This window comes from Pseudomonas sp. GW821-FHT04C07, assembly GCF_059420325.1.
In genome coordinates, this window is the sequence record NZ_JBWKTM010000014.1 from 41,292 (window position 1) to 66,676 (window position 25,385).

The 25,385-nt window shown below is 54.7% G+C and carries 30 protein-coding genes, 1 tRNA gene and 2 pseudogenes; 23 read left to right on the forward strand and 10 right to left on the reverse strand.

The window, feature by feature from the left end; all coding sequences use genetic code 11:
- Window position 1 precedes the first annotated feature (1 nt).
- The 3 genes from rbsK to AC07UI_RS23240 are packed head-to-tail and all read left to right on the forward strand — an operon-like array spanning window position 2 to window position 2,392.
- A complete protein-coding gene (rbsK, locus tag AC07UI_RS23230; RefSeq protein WP_494994710.1) occupies window positions 2–919 on the forward strand; it encodes a ribokinase in 918 nt (305 codons plus the stop codon).
- Entirely contained in the window at window positions 916–1,320 is a 405-nt protein-coding gene (gene rbsD, locus AC07UI_RS23235) for a D-ribose pyranase (RefSeq protein ID WP_494994711.1), read from the forward strand. Before rbsK ends, rbsD begins: the two co-directional genes overlap by 4 nt.
- Window positions 1,321–1,363: 43 nt before the next feature.
- A complete protein-coding gene (locus AC07UI_RS23240) occupies window positions 1,364–2,392 on the forward strand; it encodes a nucleoside hydrolase (RefSeq protein ID WP_494994712.1) in 1,029 nt (342 codons plus the stop codon).
- A gap of 34 nt (window positions 2,393–2,426) precedes the next feature.
- Here AC07UI_RS23240 and AC07UI_RS23245 read toward each other — a convergent pair whose 3' ends face one another.
- Window positions 2,427–2,639 carry a hypothetical protein gene (locus AC07UI_RS23245; protein WP_494994713.1) on the reverse strand — a complete coding sequence of 71 codons (213 nt, stop codon included), beginning with the start codon at window positions 2,637–2,639 and terminating at the stop codon, window positions 2,427–2,429.
- Window positions 2,640–2,803: 164 nt separating this feature from the next.
- On the opposite strand from AC07UI_RS23245, the gene AC07UI_RS23250 reads away from it, so the two are divergent.
- The gene (locus tag AC07UI_RS23250; RefSeq protein WP_494994841.1) at window positions 2,804–3,109 is read left to right on the forward strand and encodes a hypothetical protein; all 306 of its coding nucleotides are present in this window, start codon (window positions 2,804–2,806) and stop codon (window positions 3,107–3,109) included.
- A 292-nt stretch (window positions 3,110–3,401) separates the two neighbouring features.
- The gene (locus AC07UI_RS23255; protein ID WP_494994714.1) at window positions 3,402–3,713 is read left to right on the forward strand and encodes an I78 family peptidase inhibitor; all 312 of its coding nucleotides are present in this window, start codon (window positions 3,402–3,404) and stop codon (window positions 3,711–3,713) included.
- A 72-nt stretch (window positions 3,714–3,785) separates the two neighbouring features.
- On the opposite strand, the gene AC07UI_RS23260 is transcribed toward AC07UI_RS23255, so the two are convergent.
- Together AC07UI_RS23260 and AC07UI_RS23265 are read right to left on the reverse strand one after the other, a co-directional pair.
- The gene (locus AC07UI_RS23260) at window positions 3,786–3,998 is read right to left on the reverse strand and encodes a cold-shock protein (RefSeq protein ID WP_003179963.1); all 213 of its coding nucleotides are present in this window, start codon (window positions 3,996–3,998) and stop codon (window positions 3,786–3,788) included.
- Between the two features lie 292 nt (window positions 3,999–4,290).
- A complete protein-coding gene (locus AC07UI_RS23265) occupies window positions 4,291–4,590 on the reverse strand; it encodes a hypothetical protein (RefSeq protein ID WP_494994715.1) in 300 nt (99 codons plus the stop codon).
- A gap of 385 nt (window positions 4,591–4,975) precedes the next feature.
- Between AC07UI_RS23265 and thrS the strand changes: the two genes are divergently transcribed.
- From thrS to AC07UI_RS23310, 9 genes are all read left to right on the forward strand, one after another.
- Window positions 4,976–6,898, forward strand: a complete 1,923-nt coding sequence (thrS, locus tag AC07UI_RS23270) for a threonine--tRNA ligase (protein WP_494994716.1) — start codon at window positions 4,976–4,978, stop codon at window positions 6,896–6,898.
- Window positions 6,898–7,449, forward strand: a complete 552-nt coding sequence (infC, locus tag AC07UI_RS23275) for a translation initiation factor IF-3 (RefSeq protein WP_170929410.1) — start codon at window positions 6,898–6,900, stop codon at window positions 7,447–7,449. Before thrS ends, infC begins: the two co-directional genes overlap by 1 nt.
- 60 nt (window positions 7,450–7,509) lie before the next feature.
- Window positions 7,510–7,704, forward strand: a complete 195-nt coding sequence (rpmI, locus tag AC07UI_RS23280) for a 50S ribosomal protein L35 (RefSeq protein ID WP_002553160.1) — start codon at window positions 7,510–7,512, stop codon at window positions 7,702–7,704.
- A 29-nt stretch (window positions 7,705–7,733) separates the two neighbouring features.
- The gene (rplT, locus tag AC07UI_RS23285; protein WP_007905879.1) at window positions 7,734–8,090 is read left to right on the forward strand and encodes a 50S ribosomal protein L20; all 357 of its coding nucleotides are present in this window, start codon (window positions 7,734–7,736) and stop codon (window positions 8,088–8,090) included.
- A 109-nt stretch (window positions 8,091–8,199) separates the two neighbouring features.
- Window positions 8,200–9,216 carry a phenylalanine--tRNA ligase subunit alpha gene (gene pheS, locus AC07UI_RS23290; RefSeq protein WP_007905876.1) on the forward strand — a complete coding sequence of 339 codons (1,017 nt, stop codon included), beginning with the start codon at window positions 8,200–8,202 and terminating at the stop codon, window positions 9,214–9,216.
- A gap of 26 nt (window positions 9,217–9,242) precedes the next feature.
- Window positions 9,243–11,621: a phenylalanine--tRNA ligase subunit beta gene (pheT, locus tag AC07UI_RS23295; RefSeq protein ID WP_494994717.1), complete on the forward strand. Its 2,379-nt coding sequence runs from the start codon at window positions 9,243–9,245 to the stop codon at window positions 11,619–11,621.
- Between the two features lie 3 nt (window positions 11,622–11,624).
- A complete protein-coding gene (gene ihfA, locus AC07UI_RS23300; RefSeq protein ID WP_002553164.1) occupies window positions 11,625–11,927 on the forward strand; it encodes an integration host factor subunit alpha in 303 nt (100 codons plus the stop codon).
- A complete protein-coding gene (locus AC07UI_RS23305; RefSeq protein ID WP_003179985.1) occupies window positions 11,908–12,264 on the forward strand; it encodes a MerR family transcriptional regulator in 357 nt (118 codons plus the stop codon). The genes ihfA and AC07UI_RS23305 overlap by 20 nt, the downstream gene beginning before the upstream one ends.
- 89 nt (window positions 12,265–12,353) lie before the next feature.
- A tRNA-Pro gene (locus AC07UI_RS23310) sits at window positions 12,354–12,430 on the forward strand.
- 69 nt (window positions 12,431–12,499) lie between these two features.
- Here AC07UI_RS23310 and AC07UI_RS23315 read toward each other — a convergent pair.
- The 3 genes from AC07UI_RS23315 to AC07UI_RS23325 form a co-directional block, all read right to left on the reverse strand.
- A complete protein-coding gene (locus AC07UI_RS23315) occupies window positions 12,500–13,618 on the reverse strand; it encodes a tyrosine-type recombinase/integrase (protein ID WP_494994842.1) in 1,119 nt (372 codons plus the stop codon).
- The gene (locus AC07UI_RS23320) at window positions 13,549–13,962 is read right to left on the reverse strand and encodes a hypothetical protein (protein WP_494994718.1); all 414 of its coding nucleotides are present in this window, start codon (window positions 13,960–13,962) and stop codon (window positions 13,549–13,551) included. The genes AC07UI_RS23315 and AC07UI_RS23320 overlap by 70 nt, the downstream gene beginning before the upstream one ends.
- 246 nt (window positions 13,963–14,208) lie before the next feature.
- Window positions 14,209–14,595: a hypothetical protein gene (locus AC07UI_RS23325; protein WP_494994719.1), complete on the reverse strand. Its 387-nt coding sequence runs from the start codon at window positions 14,593–14,595 to the stop codon at window positions 14,209–14,211.
- A 93-nt stretch (window positions 14,596–14,688) separates the two neighbouring features.
- Between AC07UI_RS23325 and AC07UI_RS23330 the strand changes: the two genes are divergently transcribed.
- Window positions 14,689–15,336, forward strand: a complete 648-nt coding sequence (locus tag AC07UI_RS23330) for a hypothetical protein (protein ID WP_494994720.1) — start codon at window positions 14,689–14,691, stop codon at window positions 15,334–15,336.
- An 83-nt stretch (window positions 15,337–15,419) separates the two neighbouring features.
- Here the strand turns inward: AC07UI_RS23330 and AC07UI_RS23335 are convergent, their stop codons facing one another.
- Both AC07UI_RS23335 and AC07UI_RS23340 read right to left on the reverse strand, forming a co-directional pair.
- Window positions 15,420–15,692 (reverse strand): hypothetical protein, encoded by a 273-nt coding sequence (locus tag AC07UI_RS23335; protein WP_494994721.1) that lies wholly within the window; start codon window positions 15,690–15,692, stop codon window positions 15,420–15,422.
- 310 nt (window positions 15,693–16,002) lie between these two features.
- Window positions 16,003–16,299: a hypothetical protein gene (locus tag AC07UI_RS23340; protein WP_494994722.1), complete on the reverse strand. Its 297-nt coding sequence runs from the start codon at window positions 16,297–16,299 to the stop codon at window positions 16,003–16,005.
- A gap of 195 nt (window positions 16,300–16,494) precedes the next feature.
- Here AC07UI_RS23340 and AC07UI_RS23345 point away from each other — a divergent pair, with 195 nt between their 5' ends.
- The 4 genes from AC07UI_RS23345 (at window position 16,495) to AC07UI_RS23360 (ending at window position 18,232) form a co-directional block, all read left to right on the forward strand.
- Window positions 16,495–17,160, forward strand: a complete 666-nt coding sequence (locus tag AC07UI_RS23345) for a DUF4145 domain-containing protein (RefSeq protein ID WP_494994723.1) — start codon at window positions 16,495–16,497, stop codon at window positions 17,158–17,160.
- A gap of 103 nt (window positions 17,161–17,263) precedes the next feature.
- Entirely contained in the window at window positions 17,264–17,458 is a 195-nt protein-coding gene (locus tag AC07UI_RS23350; protein ID WP_494994724.1) for a hypothetical protein, read from the forward strand.
- Window positions 17,459–17,565: 107 nt separating this feature from the next.
- Window positions 17,566–18,081 carry a hypothetical protein gene (locus tag AC07UI_RS23355; RefSeq protein WP_494994725.1) on the forward strand — a complete coding sequence of 172 codons (516 nt, stop codon included), beginning with the start codon at window positions 17,566–17,568 and terminating at the stop codon, window positions 18,079–18,081.
- Window positions 18,074–18,232 (forward strand): hypothetical protein, encoded by a 159-nt coding sequence (locus AC07UI_RS23360; protein WP_494994844.1) that lies wholly within the window; start codon window positions 18,074–18,076, stop codon window positions 18,230–18,232. Before AC07UI_RS23355 ends, AC07UI_RS23360 begins: the two co-directional genes overlap by 8 nt.
- On the opposite strand, the pseudogene AC07UI_RS23365 reads toward AC07UI_RS23360, so the two are convergent.
- A pseudogene (locus tag AC07UI_RS23365) lies at window positions 18,183–18,554 on the reverse strand (hypothetical protein). The gene AC07UI_RS23360 and the pseudogene AC07UI_RS23365 overlap by 50 nt on opposite strands.
- Window positions 18,555–18,955: 401 nt before the next feature.
- On the opposite strand from AC07UI_RS23365, the pseudogene AC07UI_RS23370 reads away from it, so the two are divergent.
- The 4 genes and pseudogenes from AC07UI_RS23370 to AC07UI_RS23385 all read left to right on the forward strand — a co-directional run.
- Window positions 18,956–19,312 (forward strand): annotated as a pseudogene (locus AC07UI_RS23370) (phage late control D family protein); the annotation flags it as partial.
- A gap of 202 nt (window positions 19,313–19,514) precedes the next feature.
- Complete coding sequence (locus tag AC07UI_RS23375) at window positions 19,515–20,327, forward strand: DNA adenine methylase (RefSeq protein WP_494994726.1); 813 nt, start codon at window positions 19,515–19,517, stop codon at window positions 20,325–20,327.
- Window positions 20,328–20,678: 351 nt separating this feature from the next.
- Window positions 20,679–21,827, forward strand: a complete 1,149-nt coding sequence (locus tag AC07UI_RS23380) for a nucleoid-associated protein (RefSeq protein WP_494994727.1) — start codon at window positions 20,679–20,681, stop codon at window positions 21,825–21,827.
- A gap of 2 nt (window positions 21,828–21,829) precedes the next feature.
- Window positions 21,830–23,092 (forward strand): hypothetical protein, encoded by a 1,263-nt coding sequence (locus tag AC07UI_RS23385; RefSeq protein WP_494994728.1) that lies wholly within the window; start codon window positions 21,830–21,832, stop codon window positions 23,090–23,092.
- A gap of 270 nt (window positions 23,093–23,362) precedes the next feature.
- Here AC07UI_RS23385 and AC07UI_RS23390 read toward each other — a convergent pair whose 3' ends face one another.
- Window positions 23,363–25,309: an ATP-dependent nuclease gene (locus AC07UI_RS23390; protein ID WP_494994729.1), complete on the reverse strand. Its 1,947-nt coding sequence runs from the start codon at window positions 25,307–25,309 to the stop codon at window positions 23,363–23,365.
- Between the last annotated feature and the right edge of the window lie 76 nt (window positions 25,310–25,385).

Sequence of the window (25,385 nt, forward strand, 5' to 3'; positions counted from 1 at the left end):
TATGCCAGCAAAAGTAGTGGTTGTAGGTAGCCTGAACATGGACCTGGTGACCCGGGCCGAGCGGCTGCCCCGGGCCGGTGAAACACTGATTGGCGAGTCGTTTGCCACCGTCTCGGGCGGCAAGGGGGCGAACCAGGCCGTTGCTTCGGCACGACTGGGAGCTGAAGTATCGATGGTTGGCTGTGTCGGTGCCGATGCGTATGGCGAGCAACTGCGAGCGGCGCTGGTGGCTGAACAAATCGATTGTCAGGCGGTGAGAACCGTCGAAGGCTCCAGTGGCGTGGCGCTGATCGTGGTCGATGACAGCAGCCAGAATGCGATCGTGATCGTCGCCGGCGCTAACGGGCTGCTCGCGCCTGAAGTGGTTGCAGGTTATGACGTGGTGTTGCAGTCGGCCGATGTGATCATTTGCCAGCTCGAAGTGCCCATGCAGACCGTTGGTTACACCCTCAAGCGCGGTCGTGAACTGGGCAAGACCGTGATCCTTAATCCAGCCCCGGCGAGCCGTCCACTTCCGGCTGACTGGTATTCGTCCATCGATTACCTGATCCCTAACGAAAGTGAGGCGTCGGCCCTGAGCGGCATGCCGGTGGATTCGCTGGAAACCGCTGAAGCCGCCGCGAGTCGATTGATTGCTGCCGGCGCTGGCAAAGTCATCATTACCCTCGGAGCCCAAGGGTCGTTGTTCGCCGATGGGCAGAGCTTCGAGCACTTCCCGGCGCCCAGGGTCAAGGCGCTCGACACGACAGCGGCGGGAGATACGTTCGTCGGCGGTTTTGCCGCGGCACTGGCGGCCGGCAAAAGCGAAGCCCAGGCCATTCGCTTCGGTCAGATCGCGGCCGCGCTGTCGGTCACTCGAGCGGGCGCGCAGCCTTCCATTCCCACCTTGTCCGACGTACAGGCCATTAGCCCCTCATGAAAAAGACACCTTTGCTCAACATCGCGTTGTCGCGATTGATTGCCTCCCTGGGTCATGGCGACAGGGTGGTGATCGGCGATGCCGGTTTGCCTGTGCCGCCGGGTGTCGAGTTGATCGATCTGGCGTTGACCAAGGGCATTCCGGACTTCGTCAGCACCTTGCAGATCGTGCTCAGCGAAATGCAGGTGCAAAGCCATGTGCTGGCTGAAGAAATCCTGCTCAAACAACCTCCCGCGCTTCAGGTGATTGACGAGCTGACGGCCAAGGCTGAATTGGGCCAGCGCACGTTACTGAGTCATGACGCATTCAAAATCCTTACCCGACAAGCACGTGCGATTATTCGTACGGGTGAATGTCAGCCGTACTGCAACATTGTGCTGGTCGCAGGTGTAACGTTTTAGCTCGCTGTATCTCAACCCGTTTTTCACGCGCAAGGAGTGCGCCATGTACCACTATGCTCAAATAGTGCAATACCTGATCCGGAGTCTGCTGCTTTTGTCATTGATCACCGCCACAAACGCCCGGGCGGCGGAAAAAATCGATTTGATCATAGACACCGATCCGGGTGCCGATGACGTCGTTGCCTTGTTGTTTGCCCTGGCTTCGCCCGAGGAACTGAACATTCGTGCGCTCACTACCGTTGCCGGCAATGTGCGACTGGACAAGACCTCACGTAATGCACGCCTGGCCCGTGAGTGGGCAGGGCGCGAAGAAGTGCCGGTTTATGCGGGTGCGACCAAACCATTGTTGCGTGCACCGATCTACGCCGAGGATATCCACGGCGAGGAGGGTATCTCGGGTGTAACGGTGCACGAACCGAGGGAAGGCCTGGCCAATGGCAGCGCGATCGACTACCTGGTCGACACCTTGCGCGCAGCCAAACCCCACAGCATCACCATTGCCATGCTGGGTCCGCAGACCAATCTGGCACTGGCGCTGAATCAGGCACCGGACATTACCCGGGGCATCAAGGAAGTGGTGGTCATGGGGGGCGCGCACTTCAACGGCGGTAACATTACCCCGGTCGCCGAATTCAATCTGTTCGCCGATCCGCAGGCTGCTGAAGTCGTCCTTAAAAGCGCTGTCAAACTGACCTACCTGCCACTGGACGTGACCCACAAGGTGCTGACCAGTGAGGCGCGTCTGCAACAGATCGCTGCACTGGGCAACAATGCCAGCAAGGTGGTGGGCGCAATCCTCAACGAGTACATCAAAGGCGACATGGAGCACTATGGCATCCCGGGTGGTCCGGTGCATGACGCCACGGTCGTCGCTTATCTGCTCAAGCCGGAGTTGTTCACCGGTCGTCAGGTAAACATGGTGGTCGACAGCCGTGAAGGGCCGACCTTTGGTCAGACCATTGTCGACTGGTACGACGGCCTGAAGCAGGAAAAGAACGTGTTCTGGGTTCAGGACGCTGATGCACAAGGCTTCTTCGACTTACTCACGGCACGTCTCGCTCGTCTTGCATAAGTTTCAGCCCCGCAAGTCTCCAGCCTGTGGGGTGTTACTCCTTTTCGGTGTGTGGCGTGTCCATAGTGTTGTTTGGGTGTTTTTCGAATATTTGAGCGATAAATGCCTGGGCCGCCTGCGTTCCCAATTCCTTGATCAACAGGTCGATACCGATGATCGCCAGCTCTTCAGGGCTGCCAGGACTGTAGGAGCAGTGGCCTTCAGGCCATTTGGCTTTGATGTCGGCGTCGATGGTTATGGTTGTCATGATGAACTCGCAAAGTCTGAATAGGCCGGGTAATGCCTGGAGGTCTATCCGGGTGGTTTTGGTTGTGTTGAGTTAAACATCTTGCGAGGCTTTTGGCACTCCGTCTTAGGCATGAGGAGAGGGCTATGCGACACTTGAGCTTTGATTATTTCAAGGAAAACACTTTGCAGATCGATTTGAGCACTCCTGACGGTTTGACGCTTGAGGCTGTGCGCCAACTGTTGGCTTCTGCCAGCGATGATGCGCATACCCAGTTGCGGGTCACCAAGGCCGGTATTGCCTATATTTCTTCAGGTGTCGTGGGCGGTACCGATATTGAAGGTCTATTGTTTCGTCTGGAAACCTGGGCGAAGGGATCTGGCTATGTCGGAGCGGTAGCTGCAAGTGATGCGGTCTGGGTCATGCAGATATTCAATGCACTCAAGCAGAACTGGCCAAATCCACCGCTCGACTACATCGACATCTACTGATCATTGCTCATATTCAGTCACGATTGCGCAGTGAACATTGCCTCGGGGTTGAGGCAGACTTGCCGCTGTGTGAAATCAAACCCTGTAGGAGCGAGCTTGCTCCGGGCGGCGTTCCGACGATGGACTCAAGGGCGATGCGTTTATTCAGAAAACACGCGTCATCGTTAACATACATCGCGAGCAATCGAGCGTCGACCGGCTGCTCCTACAACAGCACCTCAGTGCTCCGTTGAAACCAACAGCCAAAATGGCTGTCGCACGATCTCTGTCCATTTTTGAAAAAGGAGGCCTCATGTCTTGGAAGCTCGCGTCATTCGGAACTTTGTTAGCAGCAGTTATCCTGTCGGGGTGCAGCACTTCCGATTCGGTAAAGGATTCTGTGGCTACCGAGACCGGGCACAGTCGCTGTGAGGCTAAAGGCGCCGAATTCGCCATTGGCAAGAAGGCCTCGCCTGAGCTCCTGGAGCAAGCCCGTACGCATTCAGGTGCGCAGTACGCGCGAGTCCTCAGGCCGAGCGACATGGTGACTCTGGAGTACCGCTCGGATCGCCTGAATCTCAACACCGATGAAAACCTGGTGATCACTCGCGTCAACTGCGGCTGACCGCTTCCGGCTTTTCTCAGGCGCATAAAAAACCCCGTCACATGGACGGGGTTTTTTTAGCCAGCCGAGAAATTACTCAGGGCGAACTTGTGCAGCTTGCATACCCTTTTGGCCTTTCTCAGCCACGAAGGAAACAGTCTGGCCTTCTTTCAGGCTTTTGAAACCGTCGCTTTCGATAGCTTTGAAGTGTACGAACAGGTCGTCACCGCCACCTTGAGGAGTGATGAAGCCGAAGCCTTTTTCATCGTTGAACCATTTAACGGTGCCGGTTTGGCGATTAGACATGGTGTATCTCCAAGAAACAAATATTTTCAGTAGTGCTGTGCTGCTCAGGCCAACTGGGCACACGGGAGTATCATAGTCGAAATGTTCGGCTTGGGAGCCCCCCGGACGTGTTGTTTGCCCCCTGGTTGTGCTTTATTTGTGATCCTGATGGGCTGGAGGCCCCGGTTTCAGGGGGTTTCTCCTGAAAAAGCGCTCATTAAAAAAAGCCGTAAAAGCTGCGTAAATTGTGTAAAACAACCGTTTTTTGAGCGGTTTCCGGCTTCTGGAGCCTTAACATTTGCGCCGAAACGGCCTATTTCTGAACTTTGCAGACGGAGATTTCCTTCAGTGCGCGGTTGCCCAGATCGGCGCTCGGAGGGTTTTTCGCATCCATCAGCTGCTTGATCTCCTCAGTCGTGAACTTCTTCTCCAGGACGTCGGCGCCACAGGTGCAGTGTTGCTTGGCGAGCTCAGGGTTGACGCCTTGACTGGCCGCCGCAGTGCAATCCTTCATGTAGCTGGCTTTTACACCTGCGGGCCAGGCAGCCTGAGCGCTCAATGGCAGCAGCAGAGCGAGCGGAGTGGCGAGGGCGATAAGGTGGATAAAACGCATGGCTGGAACTCCGTGAGGTCGAAAATGTGTGGCAATTCTCGGCCTATTTGAGGTGGACCGTACATCCCAAGTTCACTTTATGGCGTAAAAGCCCTGAATTCGGTGCTCTTGGAACAAGGTCGCGGCGATGACCGTTCATCTGTGCTAGGATCCTCGGCTTGGGTATTTTCAAGCTCTGGATGACTTTTTCTCCGGCAGCGGTCAATACCCGAATAACCCTGATTTGATCTCCAGTCACTCTGGTTCGGTTTCCGGTTGGCCGCAAGGCTCCTGCCGCTGTAAGGCAGGCGTTCGTTATTGAATGGCCTGAACTGAGTCGCGTACTGGCTGCTCATCCCAACCCACGTGACCTTTGGTAGGGGTCACCACTAGGAGAGGAGGCGCCATGCCCACTATTACTCTTCCCGACGGCAGTCAACGTTCCTTCGATCATCCGGTTTCCATAGCCGAGGTCGCCGCATCCATTGGTGCCGGTCTGGCCAAGGCCACCGTGGCCGGCAAGGTCAACGGCAAACTGGTTGACGCCAGCGATGTCATCGACAGCGACGCGACCCTGCAAATCATCACGCCAAAGGATGAAGAGGGGCTGGAGGTCATTCGCCACTCTTGCGCCCACCTGATTGGCCACGCGGTCAAGCAGCTGTACCCGACGGCGAAAATGGTGATCGGTCCGGTCATCGATGAAGGCTTTTATTACGACATCGCCTACGAGCGTCCTTTCACTCCGGACGACCTGGCGGCGATCGAACAGCGCATGCACCTGCTGATCGAAAAAGATTACGACGTCATCAAGAAAGTCACTCCGCGCGCCGAAGTGATCGACGTGTTCACCAGCCGTGGCGAAGACTACAAGCTGCGCCTGGTCGAAGACATGCCGAACGAGCAGGCCATGGGCCTGTACTATCACGAAGAATACGTCGACATGTGCCGCGGTCCGCACGTGCCGAACACCCGCTTCCTGAAATCCTTCAAACTGACCAAGCTGTCCGGCGCCTACTGGCGTGGCGATGCCAAAAACGAGCAATTGCAGCGCGTTTACGGCACAGCCTGGGCTGACAAGAAGCAACTGGCAGCTTACATCCAGCGTATCGAAGAGGCTGAAAAGCGCGACCATCGCAAGATCGGCAAGCGTCTTGGTCTGTTCCATACCCAGGAAGAAGCGCCGGGCATGGTTTTCTGGCACCCGAACGGCTGGACCCTGTACCAGGTACTCGAGCAGTACATGCGTAAGGTTCAGCGTGAAAACGGCTACCTGGAGATCAAGACTCCGCAAGTGGTTGACCGTAGCCTGTGGGAGAAATCCGGGCACTGGGCCAACTACGCCGAAAACATGTTCACTACCGAGTCGGAAAGCCGCGACTACGCCATCAAGCCAATGAACTGCCCTTGCCACGTGCAGGTGTTCAATCAGGGCCTGAAAAGCTACCGCGAGCTGCCGATGCGTCTGGCCGAGTTCGGTGCTTGCCACCGTAACGAGCCGTCCGGTGCGCTGCACGGCATCATGCGCGTGCGTGCGTTTACCCAGGACGATGCACACATCTTCTGTACTGAAGAGCAGATGCAGGCCGAGTCCGCTGCGTTCATCAAGCTGACTCTGGATGTCTACGCCGATTTCGGCTTCAAAGACATCGAGCTGAAGCTGTCCACTCGTCCGGAAAAACGCGTCGGCTCCGATGAGTTGTGGGATCGCGCAGAATCCGCGCTGGCCGCAGCCCTTGATAGTGCGGGCCTGCCGTACGATCTGCAGCCGGGCGAGGGTGCTTTCTACGGTCCGAAAATCGAGTTCTCGCTAAAAGATTGCCTCGGTCGTGTCTGGCAATGTGGTACCTTGCAGCTCGATTTTAACCTGCCGATCCGTCTGGGAGCCGAATACGTCTCCGAAGACAACAGTCGCAAGCACCCGGTTATGTTGCACCGGGCGATCCTGGGTTCCTTCGAGCGTTTCGTCGGGATTCTGATCGAGCATTACGAGGGTGCATTTCCTGCGTGGCTGGCTCCGACTCAGGCAGTGATCATGAATATCACTGATAAACAGGCAGATTTTGCCGCTGAGGTTGAAAAAACTCTCAATCAAAGCGGATTTCGTGCCAAGTCCGACTTGAGAAATGAAAAGATCGGCTTTAAAATCCGCGAGCATACTTTGCTCAAGGTTCCCTATCTCTTGGTTATTGGAGATCGGGAAGTCGAGATGCAGACTGTCGCTGTGCGTACTCGTGAAGGTGCTGACCTGGGCTCGATGCCCGTCGCCCAATTCGCTGAATTCCTCGCTCAAGCGGTTTCCCGGCGTGGTCGCCATGATTCGGAGTAATTATTATTAAGCGTGAAATGAGACAAGATAAACGAGCTGCACCGAAGGCCCCGATCAACGAGAATATCTCGGCACGCGAGGTTCGGTTAATTGGCGCTGACGGCGAGCAGATTGGCATCGTCTCGATTGATGAAGCGCTTCGTATTGCTGAAGAAGCCAAACTGGATCTGGTGGAAATTTCCGCCGACGCAGTCCCACCGGTTTGCCGCGTGATGGATTACGGCAAATCGATCTTCGAAAAGAAGAAGCAGATTGCTGCAGCGAAAAAGAACCAGAAGCAGATTCAGGTTAAAGAAATCAAGTTTCGTCCAGGGACGGAGGAAGGGGATTACCAGGTAAAACTGCGCAACCTGGTACGTTTCCTGAGTGACGGGGACAGGGCCAAGGTATCGTTGAGATTCCGCGGTCGTGAGATGGCCCACCAGGAGCTGGGGATGGAACTCCTCAAGCGGGTTGAAGCTGACTTGCTCGAGTACGGTTCGGTCGAACAGCATCCTAAGATGGAAGGACGCCAGCTGATCATGGTCATCGCCCCGAAAAAGAAGAAGTAATCAACAGGGCACGGCAGGCCTTGCGATTATGTTTATCAACTGAATGCGGAGTATCCGAACATGCCAAAGATGAAAACTAAAAGTGGTGCTGCTAAGCGGTTTCTGAAAACTGCTAACGGTATCAAGCATAAGCACGCTTTCAAGAGCCACATCCTGACCAAAATGTCGACCAAGCGTAAGCGTCAACTGCGCGGTAGCAGCTTGCTGCATCCGTCCGACGTGGCAAAAGTCGAGCGCATGCTGCGCCTTCGTTAATTTTTGGTTAAGAATAGAGGAAGTAACTCATGGCTCGTGTAAAGCGTGGCGTCATTGCCCGTAAGCGTCACAAAAAAATTCTGAAACTTGCTAAAGGCTACTACGGCGCGCGTTCACGCGTATTCCGTGTTGCCAAGCAAGCGGTAATCAAGGCAGGCCAGTACGCCTACCGTGACCGTCGTCAGAAAAAACGTCAGTTCCGCGCTCTGTGGATCGCTCGTATCAACGCTGGTGCTCGTATCAACGGTCTGTCCTACAGCCGTTTCATCGCCGGCCTGAAAAAAGCGTCCATCGAGATCGACCGTAAGGTTCTGGCTGATCTGGCAGTGAACGAAAAAGCGGCGTTTGCTGCGATTGTCGAGAAAGCTAAAGCCACCTTGGCTTAAGTACCCCCGACAGTCACCCGGGCTCACCTCTGTGGGCTCAGGTGTTAAACGTCATAAATAGGGGAAGAGCCTTCAAGCTCTTCCCCTATTTTGTATCTGGAGTCTGTACATGGAAAACCTGGATGCGCTGGTCTCTCAAGCTCTAGAGGCTGTGCAAAGCGCTGAAGACATCAATGCCCTGGAGCAAATCCGGGTTCACTACCTTGGCAAAAAGGGTGAATTGACTCAGGTGATGAAGACCCTGGGGAATTTGCCGGCTGAAGAGCGTCCGCAAGTCGGTGCGCTGATCAACGTTGCCAAGGAGCGTGTGACAGAGGTTCTCAATGCGCGCAAGGCGTTGTTCGAGGAGGCGGATCTAGCTGCCAAATTGTCCGCCGAGTCCATTGATGTGACCCTGCCGGGCCGTGGTCAGACCTCTGGTGGTCTGCATCCGGTTACCCGCACTCTGGAACGTATCGAACAGTTCTTCACCCACATCGGCTACGGCATCGCCGAAGGCCCTGAGGTCGAAGACGACTATCACAACTTCGAGGCGCTCAACATCCCAGGCCATCACCCGGCCCGGTCGATGCATGACACCTTCTATTTCAATGCCAACATGCTGTTGCGCACCCATACCTCGCCGGTACAGGTCCGCACCATGGAATCGAAACAGCCGCCGATCCGCATCGTCTGCCCAGGCCGTGTGTACCGTAGCGACTCGGATATCACCCACTCCCCGATGTTCCACCAGGTCGAAGGCCTGCTGGTCGACCGCGATATCAATTTCGCCGACCTGAAAGGGACCATCGAGGAATTCCTGCGCGTGTTCTTCGAAAAAGAACTGGCAGTGCGTTTCCGTCCTTCGTACTTCCCCTTCACCGAGCCATCCGCCGAAGTCGACATGGAATGCGTGATGTGCAGCGGTAAAGGCTGCCGCGTCTGCAAGCAGACTGGCTGGCTGGAAGTCATGGGCTGCGGCATGGTTCACCCGAACGTGCTGCGTATGTCCGGGATCGACCCGGAAGAGTTCTCGGGCTTTGCCTTCGGCATGGGCGTTGAGCGTCTGGCCATGCTGCGTTACGGCGTGAACGACTTGCGTCTGTTCTTCGACAACGACTTGCGGTTCCTCGCGCAATTTCGCTAGTCGTAACGAATTCTTAGGAGAGCAGGATGAAATTCAGTGAACAATGGCTGCGCGGCTGGGTAAGCCCGCAGGTAAATCGCGACGAGCTGGTTGCTCGTCTGTCGATGGCCGGTCTTGAGGTCGATAGCGTTACGCCGGCCGCCGGTGAATTCAGCGGCGTGGTCGTGGGCGAGGTGCTGAGCACCGAGCCGCACCCGGACGCCGACAAGCTGCGCGTTTGCCAGGTCAGCAATGGCTCGGAGACCTTCCAGGTGGTATGCGGTGCGCCAAACGTGCGCCCTGGCCTGAAGATCCCGTTCGCCATGATCGGTGCCGAACTGCCAGGCGACTTCAAAATCAAGAAGGCCAAGCTGCGTGGCGTTGAATCCAACGGCATGCTGTGCTCCCAGGCCGAACTGCAAATCGGTGAAGGCAACGACGGCCTGATGGAATTGCCGGTCGATGCGCCGGTTGGCGAAGACTTCCGCGTCTACCTGGATCTGGAAGACGCCAGCATCGAGGTCGACCTGACCCCGAATCGCGGCGACTGCCTGTCCCTGGCGGGTCTGGCCCGTGAAGTCGGTGCGCTCTACGCTGCCGAAGTCACGCGCCCGGTCATTGCCGCTGTTCCAGCCGTGCACGACGAAGTGCGTTCGGTTGAGGTTCTGGCACCAGCCGCTTGCCCGCGTTACCTGGGTCGTGTGATCCGCAACGTTGACCTGTCCAGGCCTACGCCGCTGTGGATGGTCGAGCGTCTGCGTCGTGCCGACGTGCGCAGCATCGACGCCGCCGTCGACATCACCAACTACGTGATGCTGGAGCTGGGTCAACCGTTGCACGCTTTCGATCTCGCCGAAATCAATGGCGGCATCCGCGTTCGTATGGCTGAAGAAGGCGAGAAGCTGGTTCTGCTCGACGGTCAGGAAGTCAGCCTGCGTAGCGATACGCTGGTGATTGCCGACCACTCCCGCGCCCTGGCGATTGCCGGCGTGATGGGTGGCGAGCACAGTGGTGTTTCGGCGACCACTCGCGATGTATTCCTGGAAAGCGCGTTCTTCGATCAGATTGCCGTCGCTGGCAAGGCCCGTTCCTATGGCCTGCACACCGACGCCTCGCACCGCTACGAGCGTGGTGTGGACTGGCAACTGGCCCGTGAAGCCATGGAGCGCGCCACTGGCCTGCTGCTGGAAATCACCGGCGGCGAAGCTGGCCCGATCATCGAAGCCGTCAGCGAGCAGCACCTGCCGAAGATCGCACCGGTCACCCTGCGTGCTCAGCGGATCACCCAGATGCTGGGCATGGAAATGGATTCGGCCGAAGTCGAGCGTCTGCTCGGCGCTTTGGGCCTGACGATTTCCGCGGATGGGGCAGGGCAGTGGCGCGTAGACGTGCCAAGCCATCGCTTCGATATCAGCCTGGAAGTCGACCTGATCGAAGAACTGGCCCGTCTGTACGGCTACAACCGTCTGCCGGTTCGCTACCCGCAAGCCCGTCTGGCGCCGCAAGCCAGGGCTGAAGCTCGTAGCGATCTGCCTGAGCTGCGTCGTCTGCTGGTGGCTCGTGGTTATCAGGAAGCGATCACCTACAGCTTCATCGATCCGAAACAGTTCGAGCTGTTCAGCCCCGGCGTCGAGCCTTTGTTGCTGGCCAACCCGATTTCGAACGACATGGCTGCCATGCGCTCGTCCCTGTGGCCTGGTCTGGTCAAGGCGCTTCAACACAACCTGAACCGTCAACAGGATCGCGTCCGCCTGTTCGAAAGCGGCCTGCGCTTCGTCGGTCAGCTGGAAGGCCTCAAGCAAGAGCCGATGCTGGCCGGTGTGGTGTGCGGTAGCCGTCTGCCGGAAGGCTGGGCTCAAGGTCGCGATACCGTGGATTTCTTCGACGTCAAGGCCGACGTGGAAGCCGTGCTGGGTTTTGCCGGTGCACTGGACGCGTTCACGTTCGTGCCGGGCAGCCACCCTGCGTTGCACCCGGGTCAAACCGCGCGTATCGAGCGTGATGGTCGCGTAGTCGGTTACATCGGCGCTATCCACCCTGAATTGTCGAAAACCCTCGGTCTCGACCGTCCGGTCTTCGTTTTCGAGCTGGTTCTGGCCGAAGTGGCGTTGGGCAAAATGCCTGAATTCCACGAGTTATCGCGCTTTCCTGAAGTGCGTCGCGACCTTGCGCTGCTGGCAGACAAAGACGTTGCAGCCAGTGCCGTACTGGACGTAATCCGTGACAATGCAGGTGAATGGCTGACAGACCTCAGGCTATTTGACGTGTATCAGGGTAAAGGCATTGATCCGCATAGAAAAAGCCTTGCAGTTGGCTTGACCTGGCAGCATCCATCGCGCACTCTTAATGACGATGAGGTGAATACCACGACGCAAAACATCCTCACCTCGCTCGAACAAAGGTTGAACGCCACGCTAAGGAAGTGACGTATGGGGGCTCTGACGAAAGCTGAAATGGCGGAACGTCTGTATGAAGAGCTGGGCCTGAATAAACGGGAGGCCAAGGAATTGGTCGAACTGTTCTTTGAGGAAATCAGGCACGCTCTTGAAGACAACGAGCAGGTGAAGTTGTCCGGTTTCGGCAACTTCGACCTTCGGGACAAACGCCAGCGGCCTGGCCGCAACCCGAAAACGGGTGAAGAAATCCCGATCACGGCTCGCCGTGTGGTCACCTTTCGTCCAGGGCAGAAGTTGAAGGCCCGAGTTGAGGCTTATGCTGGAACCAAGTCATAACGACGAGCTTCCCGTCATCCCAGGCAAACGCTACTTCACCATCGGTGAAGTCAGCGAGCTCTGTGCGGTTAAACCACACGTGCTGCGCTATTGGGAACAGGAGTTTCCTCAACTCAACCCCGTCAAGCGCCGCGGAAACCGTCGGTATTATCAGCGCCAGGATGTGCTGATGATCCGCCAGATCCGCGCGTTGCTGTATGACCAGGGATTCACCATCGGCGGAGCGCGCCTGCGTCTTTCCGGTGATGAAGCCAAAGACGACACCACCCAATACAAGCAAATGATCCGCCAGATGATCGCCGAACTGGAAGATGTTCTGGTGGTACTCAAGAAATAAATTTCTGCTTTTAAATACTTCCAGTTTTCAAAAGCTTGCGATATATTCTTGAGCGTTCCTCGAGGTGAGGAACAGGTTTCACGCCTAGTCGGGGCGTAGCGCAGTCCGGTAGCGCACTAGCATGGGGTGCTAGGGGTCGAGTGTTCGAATCACTCCGTCCCGACCATATTATTCAATGACTTAGCCCAACTCTAACCAGTTGGGCTTTTTCATTGGTGGGGAGTTTTTCGGGACTTCATCCAGTTTTCCTCTTCAAGATCGTCAGCACCGGGCCCCGAGAGTCAGTTGCTGATACCATATTTGCAGCCTCAATCAGCTGCCCGAGCTCAGCGCCCGAGTAGTGACTGGTGATGTTGCCGTTCTTATGTCCCAGCAAGGCCTTTCGATCTTCTTGTGTGACACCTGCCGCCCGAAGGCGACGGCCAAACGTGTGTTTCAGGTCATGCACCCTGATGGATGCGTACCCTGGGTGAGCGGGGCGAAGGTTTTCCTCCTGCCAGAGTTTCGCCGCTCTCACCCGCGCTTTCTTCCAGGCTGAGTCATTCATACGGTGCATCGCGTTGCCGTTGTACGGAAAAACCCAGTCCTTGCTCTGACCGCGCTGCTGGTCAATGATCGATTTCGCCACGCTGTTGAGCACGACCAGTCGCTCATCGCCATTTTTCACACCTGACCGCTCATTTCGGCCGCCAAAGTCGGACGGAATCAGGAATACACTGGTGCCGAGTTCCGGCACCGAGATTTCCCAATCCCACCTCAATTTGCAGACCTCCTGCTCGCGGCACCCCGTGTTCACCTTGAACAGGGCCATCGTCTGCAGGTGGGCCGGCAACTCTCCGAAAAGGATCGATTGCTCTTCCCATGTCATGGGGTAGGGCTCGCGAACCTTTTTCTTCAGATCCAGCTTGGCCAACATCGGTACCGAATCAAGCCAGGGCCTGCGCTCTTCATCCCGCCACTTCCGTGCACAAAGCGAAAGAACCCGTATTACCCGCTCGATCGAGATGTTGATCGTGCGAGGCGCTACCGGCTTCAACTGCTTACCGCATGGCAACACCATTCCTTTCAATCGGTCCTTCATGAACGGCTCAAGTGCCTGGTCATCAATGTGCGTCAGTGGCAGGTCCTTGAGGTATGGATGGAGCTGCTTCAGGTGATGCGCCGTCAACTTGATCGAGGGCTGGTCCTTGCTCTCGATCAGAAACCTTGTCGCCGCTTCCTCCCAGGTTCGGGCTCGGCGCACGCCGTATACCTTCTGCTGTCGAAGTTGCTCCAGCCGGTGAATCAGGTACTGCTCGGCTTCTTGCCGGTCACCAGTTCCAGTGCTCTCTCGAAGTCGCTCGCCTCGGAACACCTTGTCGATTTGCCAGACACCACCTTTCTGGTAGAGACCGGAGATCGCTTTTCTCGCCATGGTTTACCTCCTTTGGCTTCACCCTGGCGCTCGCTGCGAGGGCGATTGTTGTCCTGATTGGCTGCCTTTTCAATCGACTTGCTCTCGATGTAGGCGTCTGCCCATTCGTCGAGCTCGATCCGGTCGAAGCCAGCGCCCTGTTTCCCGATCGGAAATTCGCGCACGTTCGGCCTGACCGTTTTGTTGAATTCGTCCCGGCACATCCCGAGATAACCTGGTGCATCCATGAACCGGATGAACCTCGGTGGGATGCTTGAAACCTTTGCTGCTGTTGCGTTACCCATGGTGGGATTCCTTAGGCGAATGCCCCCGTCACCCGCCATTCATCGGCAGGCTTGCAGGTGGAGTGGGGAATCAGATGAGGGGCGTCAGGCATGCTGAATGGGTGAGCTAGGGTTTATTGGTTCACCTCGCCAGTTGCGTACACGCTTTCTCCCCTGAGGTGACTGGCGGGGTGAACCCTTACCGGCGCGGCCCCTTTTAGATGAGCCAGAGCATGTAGAGCGGCGCTGCTATTGAGGTAAGGATCATCACCGCCTCCCGATTTCAGCTGCAGCGAGGACGGTGGCGCGGCGCGTGGCTGCGAACGGGTCGGCGTGATGGTACTGGGTGTGCTCGCCGAACCGCTCGGCGTCTACATAGATGTATGGACCGGTATCACCGTCGTATGGCTCAACGATGTGAATAGCCACACCCAGCCGCTCCATGCGACCCATGACTACGGCCAGGCGAAGGGCATCGCCGTCGTTGATGAGGGGGTTCCAGTGAGCGCGGACACCAGACTTTCCGGCTAGGCGATAAGGCCACTTCGGATCTCGGCAGGTGCACGGTTCGATTTCGATACGGCCGGCTTTGGCCGCGAGGATAAGCAGCACACGATCGGCTGCCGCGGCGTCCGGGTTCATTTCTTCAGGCATGACTTCGTCCTTGCCGCTATAGTGGCTGACTTTGCAAGGGGGAGGGAATGCGGACTAGACTCATCGTTTCACCCATGGAAAGCGAAAGTTGCGATGAGTCGAAGAAGCGGTTACTTGATATTTTTCTATTTCTGTTTGTTGTTTTCAGCGGGGGTTGTGTTTGGCTTTATGTTTACGAAGGGAGGTGAGGTCGGGTTCGTAACCTTTCTGAGTGCTGCATCAAGTTTGGCTACCATCGGCGCTGCTGTAACCGCAATTTATGCACTACATGCTTGGCATTCACAGTTTAAGCATACTGAAAAGTACAAGCTTATTAAGGAATTCCAATCTGTCGTTTCGGACTCTGACGTGGTTAGAAATTTTATTAATTCACTAAAAGACAACTTGGTAGCCACAATCATTGCAGAGCATTCCGGGGGGGCACAGCCGCATGCCCCCATGCCAGATGATGAAATGAGTGCGTGGTGGCGTCATATGGGTTCCTTGCAATATACATGGAGAAATATGAGTGATCTGTTGAGCGATGATGAAACCAAGGTGTTCACTATTTCCCCGGGGATTATAGATAACCTAACAAAGGATCTTGTAAGTGAGATGGTGGACATGGCTTATGAAAATGCGGATGTAAAACGCGTGTTGAAACTAACGCGCCATGCTGCGCGCGGCGCAGAGAATATTGCTTCAAAATATGAGCAGCTGGAAACCGGTTCACGGTTACTGCTGAAAAGGCTAGCATCTTAATTCTAAGCTGAGATTTCATCCTCATCCTCATCCTCATCCTCATCCTCATCCTTCAATCTCCATCGATACCAGATCATGGGCATTCACAACCGCTGGCGGATTGGCGTGCCCTGGGCAGCCATTGCCAGCGATTCACACGGCGGCCCGAAAGGCAGAACCTCTTTACCTTGGGCCAAAGCCTCAAGCAGATGATCCTTCGCCTCGTTGGCGGTGCACTCACGTCCTCCCTCAAAGCGAAACATGCCATTGAGCTGGCGCTTGCTGAAGCCGCGCAGTGCACCGCGCACGCTCAAGTAAATGTGGAAAGTGCGACCGTTTGGGCCGAATGGATCAGCCGGTTTGTTTTCTGTGGGCATAGGGATACCTCAGAAGCTACTCTTCATGGGTCAATGGAGGAGGTGTCATATGGCGGGACGAATTCCAAACTACGCAGCCGGTTATTCGAGAGAGCAATTAGCGTATTACTTTTGTAAGTCCCCCAAATGCAACAGTTCGCGCCATGGGCTGGTGTCCCGACATCCGTGGATTAGAGGTGGTGCGACGTTAGATCAGACGCTTTTTGTGACGTGCCTCAAATGCGGAACAAGGCAGTACGACAGTTACAATTGGAGTCACGTTTAAGGGCATCCTATGCCGGGTCATGCCCGGGCAGTGGAGAGTTTGGGATCAAGTCTTTTCGAATTCGCGAGCGTGCGCAGGGAAGGCCAGTCGCTGCTGAATGCCAAGCATCAGCGTGCTGACCTTGGTGCCTTTGCAGAACAGAGTGGCCGGAGGCAGCTTCACGTCGCAGGGTAGCGCCTGTTCGCCGCGGGCCAGCGACTCTTCAACGTGCCGCGCCATTTCTGACCAGACGTGAACCTCAAGCCGCACTTCGGCGCGCACGGCTTCAATGATCCACATCGGCAAGGTGACCAGTCGCTCGTCTCGAACTGGTGGATCTACGATTTTGTTTTCTTTGGGCATGGGGCTTCCTATGCCGGGTCATGCCCGGGCGGTATTGTGTTTGGGGGTGAAATAAGGCACGGATCGACGTTGAATCAACCAAGTAGCCACTCTCTCCGCTGCTCCAAGGGAAAATGAATCGCCACAAGTGATGGCGGGTTGCCATGTTTTTGGGGTAGGTTAGCATTGCTTTTTATTACGTTATGGAGAAACAAAGTGGCAGGGCATACTTATTCGACTGGTAACACTATTGGAGCTGAGCACAAAGCCTTGTGTGAAGTCTGCAAAATTCAGCAGCGACATAAAGTTGAGGCCTCTGCGCGGAGCAGATGGGATAGTGAGGAATATACGGGGATAACGGAGTTTGAAGTTATTCGCTGTCTGAATTGTGATGCGCTTTCCTTCAGAAAAGAAAGCTCTAATAGTGAAGACTATTATTACGATCACGATGCTGAAGAGTATACAGCTGAGTTTAGTGTGGACTTATATCCTAATAGAACAGCTGGGCGGTTTAAAATAGATGGATACTGGCACCTTCCGCCTGAGGTTAGGGCTACATATGATGAATTGATCTTGGCAATGAATGGTGAGCAGCCTATTCTCGCTGGGCTAGGGGTTCGTATTCTTATTGAAATGATTTGTAAGGACCAATCTGCAGTCGGGAAAAATCTTCTGGCGAAAATTGATGACTTGAAATTAAAAGGCGTTCTGCCAATCGCAGGCGCTGATATTCTTCATAAGCTTAGGTCAATGGGGAATGATTCAGCGCACGAAGCAAAGCCCAGTACGGTTAAGCAGCTGACATTGGCAATGGATGTAGTTGAGAACTTACTACAAAGTGTGTACATCCATCCGGACGAGGCTAAAGCCGCGTTTAAGTAAAACTTCTTTATAAATGAATCCGCCGTCCATCCAGGCTGGCGTGATTCTTTGAAGTGGGGTATTTGTGTTCGCCCCGGCATGGGGCCGGGTAGGAGGAGTACGAATGTCGAATCAGGCACAGATTGATGCTATTGAGCACCTGCTACTGGTAGTGCTGAAGCGATCCGGAACAACGTTTTCTGACATCGCAATTGAAGAGGCGCTTGCATCCCTGATGAGCGCTGATGCACCTGGGGGCCTTGAGCGGCGAGGAGCCGCCGGTGATTATTTGATGGAGCTGAGATTGCGGCTGGGTTAGGAGCCGGTCACGCATAGGACGCAGTCCGGATCATGTCATGCGCCGCCCCATCAGGGTCGTGGCAAATTAGTGTAGGATTCGGGCCGGTTTGGATCTGGGATCAAAAAATGGCTGAATCAAATGTGGTGGACGAGTATTGGGCTGAGATGCAGAGCCTGAGAACTCACGCGTATTATCTAGCTATGTATCAGGAAAGCTCGGAGGCTATGGAGCGTGGAATCAACATCACGCTGGCAATCGCCTCGTCAGGAAGCATCGCGGCGTGGGCAATAGTTAAAGAATACGCCGCTGTTTGGGCGGTATTTATCGCAGGCACCCAGGTGCTGTCAGTGATCTACAAATTTCTACCCTTTAAATCCCGCATCAAACCACTTGCCAGCGCATCAGTGGAGATGTCTGTCTTGGCGGATGAAGCAGAGAAAAGCTGGTTTAATGTAAGCCATGGGATGCTTACCGCGACTGAAGTCAACGACCTGAGGTTCTCACTTCGAAGAAGAAACTCCAAAATTATGTCGACTTTCTCCACCGTATCTTTGCCTGATGACAAGAAACTGTTCGACAAGGCCAAGGTGAAAACTGAAACGTACCTGAAGGGTATTTACAAGGAGACTCAGAATGTCTAAGCGCGATGATAGGAAGCCCAGTGGCCCTAAAACTCCTGAAAACTGGGTCTATAGCCCTGAAAACTACAAGCTTCCTCCAGTTGATAATATTCTGCCAACACCTAGGGTTCAGCCGTTGAAGCCGGACCCTGCCCAAAAGGAAAAGAAGTAGTAGGAGATATCACCTCATCCCCTGGATTCTGCTGAATCATTAGCATGCTCCTGCGGCTGAACTCCAGCGCCACAGTTTGCGATACCTCGTATTTGTGGCGCGGTGGAGTGAGTAGGGACGGGGCGTCGCCCGGGCCAAGCCCATGCAAGTGATGAATCATCAGCGTGATGGCCTCGCCTTGTTACTCGATGCCACTCCAGGCCATTAGCTCAGCCAGGGCCTGGCGTGTGCCGGCCCTGCAATGCAGCCGGATTTCTTCCTCGCCGCGAGCCTTTCGCTTCGCCGCAGTCTTGGCTGACCGGTCTTTCTGGGTTGCTGCCATGATCCGCCTCTTCAATTCCGTGGGCCGGTAGGTCCAGCCATGTTTGTCGTCGGCGCTGGCGCACCTTGTTGCTGATCCGTCTCATGCCGCCCTTTGCTGACCCCAGACATCCACCCACAAAACGGTCAGGTCTATCGCGAGTTCTTGCTATCTCAACGTGACACCTTGGTGGTGGTCTCGGGCTGCAGCGTTGAACTGCGCGCGAAAATTATTGATCGCTGGCAGGAACTCGAAGCCCAGTTCAGTCAATTTCAGATCCCTACGACCTACGCCGAGGCGTTGCAGGCGGCCGCTAACCAAGCAAGGGACAACCAGTCGCTGCGATTGGTCGTGCTCGATCAGGCACCAAAAGTTGCCGCGATCAAACGTCTGGCGGCGGCCGGTGGAGCGAACTGCTCATCTCGCACCTGGACAACCCGAACGTGCCCGAAGGCCTGCCGCCGGTGCATACCGATCGCCATATCTATCCGGACCGCACGGCGGCCGACGAAGCGGCCAAGGCGCGTCTGGCGGCGTTCAACCGCTCGACGGCCTCGGTGCGTCTCGACCTGCCGGGGCGAACCGGCCTGTTTGCCGAAATCATGATTGAGGCGCAAGGCTTCAAGCGCGGCCTCGATGGGGAATACCTAGTGGAGTCGGTGGATCACACTTTTACCCCGTCCGGGTGGACGGTGTCGATGGAGTGCAATGGCGGCAAGGAGGGCAAGGCCAAGGCGTCCGGAAAACCGCAGAAAGTCGTGCTCGAAGTGCCGGTTTGATTACCCGAGCGAGTGAGTCGCCCCGGTTCAAAGAAGGTATAACACCGAAGTAAAAGGAGCGGCCAGTCTGGATGCGTCAACATCCAGGCTGGCCACCGTCCCTGCAGATTGTCCCTGCAAGTCCCGCCAAGGCTCCTGCTCTGTGCACAAAGCAGAGCGAACCTAGAACCTGTTTATTTATACAGTAAAGGTCTTGCTATCCATGTCTTCACCCTTCATCCCTTGGATGGGCGGCAAACGCCGTCTGGCCGATCGCCTTATTCCGCTGTTTCCACCGCATGAATGCTACGTTGAAGTCTTTGCCGGCGGTGCCGCGTTGTACTTCATGCGGCCCCAGGCGGCGCCCGTCGAAGTCCTCAACGACATCAACGGTGACCTGGTGACGCTGTACCGCGTCGTGCAGAACCATCTCGAAGAGTTCGTGCGTCAGTTCAAGTGGGCACTCAGCTCGCGCCAGGTGTTCGAGTGGCAGAAGATGACCCGCCCGGAAACCCTTACCGACATCCAGCGCGCCGCGCGATTCTTCTACCTGCAGCACCATGCCTTCGCCGGCAAGGTCAGTGGCCAGACGTTTGGCACGGCGACGACTGGTCCCGCGATCAACCTGCTGCGGATAGAGGAGAACCTTTCGGCTGCCTGGCAACGACTGTCTGGTACCTATGTCGAAAATCTCTCTTGGCTTGAATGCGCGGAGCGCTACGACCGACCGCACACCTTCCACTATATGGATCCGCCATATTGGCAGACTGCAGGGTATGGGGTGGATTTTCCGTTTGAAAATTATGAGCGGATGGCGGACTTCATGCGCCGCTGCAAGGGCAAGGTGATGGTGATGGTGATGGTGATGGTGAGCATCAACGATCACCCGGACATTCGGCAAGTGTTTGAGGGCTTCCATTTTGAGACGGTGGACATCCGCTACAGCACGTCCAACCAGCGGCAGGGGAAGGCTAAGGTCAGTGGGGAACTGGTGATCATGAACTGGGAGCCGGCAGAATTGGGAGGGCTGTTCTGAAATGACTTGTTCGAGGCGGCCATTGGTTGAGCCTAGTGAGTCGCTGGCAACACGTGAGTTCGCATGCGGGTCTCAAGCTATCCTCACCAAATTCGGGCATTCGGCCTTTTAGCCCGTCCTAACGATACCGAAACAGCGATGGTCTCCTGAGCATTCCGGTTGTCCTTCAGACGAAGGATATGGATTATCAAGCTGTATGTGCGTACAGTATTGTGATTCTTTTTCCGTGCCCATGTTTTCATGTGGGACTCTTAGAAGCTGTTGAGTATCAATGTGAAGTCCGGAAATTATTAGAAAAGGGTGGTATTTTCAGTGATTTCATATTGACATTATCGGAACGGAATTCGCCTTATGATCACGCTGAAAACTGCCATTATTCACAGCTTCAAGAAGCTGGCTCACACGGATCACGTGTCCGAAGTTGTAAAGAAGAATGTTGCCCTCGACACGAAAAACCCTGCTCTACAGTTTCTGGTCGAGGGAATTCACGGTCTCATCGGTAAAGTAGGCAACAGTGTGGTCTATGGCCAGTTCGCCGATGATGATCGTCAGGGGCCGTTTCCTGAGCGTTTCACCGCATTCGTGAACGTCCAGGATGATGAAGCGCAATTCATTGCCTTGACTCATCTGGCAATGGAACAGTTGGTGGAGCAAGCCAGCAATCAGGTCTTGTCCACCGGCGGCCACATCCTGTGCGCGCAGTACACCTCGGGCGCCACTGATTTTTTCCTGGTAGCCAGCATGAAGGAGCGCGGTGGCATCCAGCTGGATGAAAACTATGTACCTAAAGAAATCCAAGAGGTTGATCTCAGCAAAGTTCAGCAGGCCGCACGGATCAACTTGGCAAGTTTTATGGCCATCAATGCCGCCGCAGCGGAGAATGCAGCTGACGTACCTACTGCAGAGCCTGGGGAAGGCGAGAGTGCCGAGGCAGATGAAGTAGATTCGACATACCTGTGCTTCATCAGCCGCGGCCGTGACAGTCAGGCATCCGACTATTTCATTTCCGCACTAGGCTGCGCGAAAGGCGTGGCCTCGGGGCGTGCTACCAAAAATGCCATCGATAGCGTTGCCCGATTCTTCCGCGATAAAAAACTGCTAAAGGGCTTTGGCTACAAGGCCAAAGAGGCGGTGATCAAATATTTGGAAGAGCAGCTGGCAGCGGGTAAATCAGCGCGTCTGGATGCTATCTGCCACGTCGCCGTCCAGCACGTACCCGCTGACTTGGTCGATGAAATCGCGGGACTGAAAGATTACTTGAACAGCGAGAGACATCGGGTACCGGATGATTTTACGGTCAACCCGAAATCACTTAAGGAAAAAACCCGGATCAAGGGCGACGCGGCTAATTGGTCATTGCAATTCGAGCGTGGAGCCTTGGGTAAAGATCCGGCTGCAGACGTGTACTTCGATGAGGCGCGAAAGAAATTGACCCTCTCCAATCTGACTACCGAACTGATTGATGTGATCGAGAAAGAATTGCTGGCAAGGGCTGGCTGAGCATGTTTGCCCATGTGGTAGCTCTCTACCGTGCCCTGGGAACGCCTACCATCAAGGAAGGCGTCATCTCTTATGATGGGCAGCCAACACCCGAGATCATCGCTGCATTGCGGATGTGCGATGACCTGCCAGCGGCTTATGGCAAATTCGAGCATCGATCTGAAGAAGCTGACACTCTCGAAATTGAGTTCCGTGTGCCGTCAAATGAGTCGGGTCGGTTCTACACCAGTCTGAGTGAATTTGTCGCTCGCAATGGTTCGTTGGGTAAGGGGCAATTTCCGAGCAATGTGTACATTATTGAGCTCAGTTGGGCTGACTGTGATGACGCCCAACCGCCGGCGATTAAGGCACTCAGGCAGGTCTGCCGGCTGATTGAGTTGCTTTCAATGCTGGCGATTGGCGTAGACAAAGATAGCAGTTCAGATGGCTACAACCTTTTTTTTGCCTTGCCGCCTGATGGGGCCAAACCCCCAAGAACCTTTTTGTTACCAACCCAGGTTGACGTCAAGGTCCTTGACTATGAACTTCGACACATAAGTCTGTTGGAAGAAATACTCAATCGGAAAAACGAAAACAAGGCGCACCTTTCCGAGCGCAAATTGATGATTCGGATGGCGGTAGCGAGCGTGATCGAGAAATTCGAGAGCGAGCCGAATTTGTTCTTGGTGATTGTGCGGGAATGGCGGGAAGTCCTCGCTACGTACCGTGCGAATCTGCAGACCTACGTCTATAGCTTCTCGTTTGAGCGAGTTCGGCGTGAGGTAGCGCAGGCTGAAATTGACTACGGCACCAAGCTTAGTGGCGTACTGGGGGACATCGCCGGCAAAATGCTCGCGCTGCCGATATCGTTGGCGGGTCTTGTAGTGCTGAATAACACCAGTTCACCATTCGAAGGCTTCATCCTTGTCCTTGGGCTGACAGTGGTTTCGGTTGTATTGTTCGCCATTCTGCATAACCAGGCGTTACAAACAGAGCGTCTGTTGCACAGTTTTAATGTCGTCTTTGATGATTTCAAAGACAAGATAAAAACCTACCCGACAAAACTTCAGGGGCTGCTAAAAATCACCATCGGCCAAGTCGAAAGGCAGGGTCGAACGCTTACCAATACCTTTCGATTGCTGAAGGTGCTGTCTTTGCTGCCGGTCGCCGGGGCTTTGCTGCTGGCTCTGATCAAGTACTGGGATGGATTAGTGTGGCTATTGATGACCATCCTTTCGATTTTGTTTTCCGTGCCAAGCGTGGATCCGATTTTTCTAAGCCCGTAAGAATCTCATACTTTTGTTGCTTCATCCGCTTCAAACGAAAACCAATGGACACTAGCCTACCTTGGCCGACTCTGTTGAAAACTTTGATTTTCAGATCGCCTGAATTCAGGCACAGCCACCATCAGAGGATCTGATCAATATATTGAGTGGTTTCTCGGCCCTCCGTTGGTTTTTGCTGTTCTGTTACTGGGTTAGCGACCACTTGTAGGATGTGGTCGCAGTCCGAATTGGATCGGCCATTTCCAAGTTAAAGTCTAAATCAATCGGTGATTATAGCCCTTTAAATCGGATGCCTTCTTGGTGGCCGTTCTCCTTTGCCCACGTCTGAACAGTTACCAAGAGTTGAGGCATGTATCCCTCGGCGGGAATCTCACCACCAAACGGTTCTTCCTGCTCTGATGAAATTAGCTCATTGAGCAGGTCCTGGACGCGACGGGCTAATGCATCATCTTTGGAGACGCTGAGGTAAGTGTTGAGAGGCTTATCTTTCGACTCTTCCTCCCCGCCAAGGAATCGCTCAAAGTCAGGTACGCTGATGCGATGACGCGCAGTAACACCCGCTAACCGCGCAGCCAAAATGGCATTACGAATTTTATTATTCTCAGTCCACATTCCATTATTGTGGCCGTTCTTTGTAAAAGGCGGGTCACAATCATGCACCAAGCCGAAGTTGATTTTGAAATGAGTCATCACCTTGATCAGGGGGGTGAGAATTGCCTTGCCACGAGCGCGAATGATTGTGACTTGGTCTATGAGATCATGCTGGCGTTCAAGAATCGACGCCATGAATGCTGCATGCTCTGTATCGCCTTCCACCAGCACCGGATAAGATCCGAAAAACACCTCGGAAAAGCTCGGATCAATGTGTTGTAGGGCCTGAAGACGCTCCTTGTCATCGCCTTCAAACTCAATCAAGTCTGATCGATACGTCTTTGGTTCGATGGGGGCTTGTTGCTCTTCTTGAGCGCGTTCCAATCTCACGATCGTGGTGTGATCTTCGAAAGGGTTGATGAAATACGGTGAATGAGTGGTCATGATTATTTGCCAGTCAGGACTCTCAGCGAGTCTGTACAGGTGGCGTTGAGCCGCACGCGCTGCCATAGGGTGTAATGCGTTTTCGGGCTCGTCGATCAATAGCAAATAACCAGGGAATGCAGGGTCGTCTGGACTGTCCGGGATTGGGGCGCCCCCATCGTGGGCTTCAAGTTGTGCTTGAGCTTGATTCAATACCTCAATATGGGCCGGTTTATCTGCCTCTTTCGCCTTTGGGAGCTTTTTCTCCGTCTCCGAAATGATTTTTTCCAATCGCTTGCGAAAGTCTATTCGAACCTCTTTATCCCTTGATAGTTCGTTGTGTACCTGAAGCATTGCCCAGAATAGTGCTCTTCGGGCTCCTGTTCCCTGCTGCGCAAGATCAGTTTCTGCCGTACCGTCTTGGACTCGTAGCCTGGAGCCACCTTTTACCAAGTCAGCAACTTTTGGTACCAGTGGAGCCGCTCCGATCTGCAGCTTGACATCCAAGCGCGGAAATACACCTTTGAAACCTGCGGATACTCTTGTTGCAATCTGATTGAAGTGCTCCTCGTGAGCATTGCTAATCGTATCCATATGTTGCGATACGCTGCTAATCGCTTTGGCTAAGTCGGACTCAGGGTTCATTCGTTCCGTTTCGAGGCCGGCCAAGAGAGGTGATAGTGCAAGTGCGAGAAGCATATCTTCAGTTTTTTCTGCATCATCAAGAGAACCGATCCGTAATGGTCGAGGAAGCCGTGAACTGAACACCGGATCTGCACCTCCGGCTTTCCCATCTTCGGCCCAGCCCCCCACACCATCATCCCCGCCAGTTGGGTCCCAAGTAGTTCGGACCTTTTGGTAGTTTGGTCCAGACCACTGCCATCGGCTTTTGACGATCAGCAGACCGTCCTTTTCGGTTTTCCATTTTTCGTCGACATTGCCAATCCCGGCTGGAATGTGGACTTCAAGCTGGACCTCCGATGGCTCGTCGGCGGGGGCGTACTGGCACCGATCCCGATTGACATCAAAAGAGACTGATCCCTTCGCAAGCTCATAGCCTCTTAAAATGGTCGATTTTCCCGCATTGTTTTTCCCAACTAAGCAGACAATATTGTCAAGCTCGATATCAACTCCTTCGTTACCGATACATCCAATGTTGCGCACGGAGATGCGTATAAGCTTGGACCTGTTAACGTCTATCATTATTGCCTCCTTGTGTTGAGCTTTATGTCGTAAATTCGGTATCTGAATCAGCTGTCCTAGGAAAATACTAAACTAA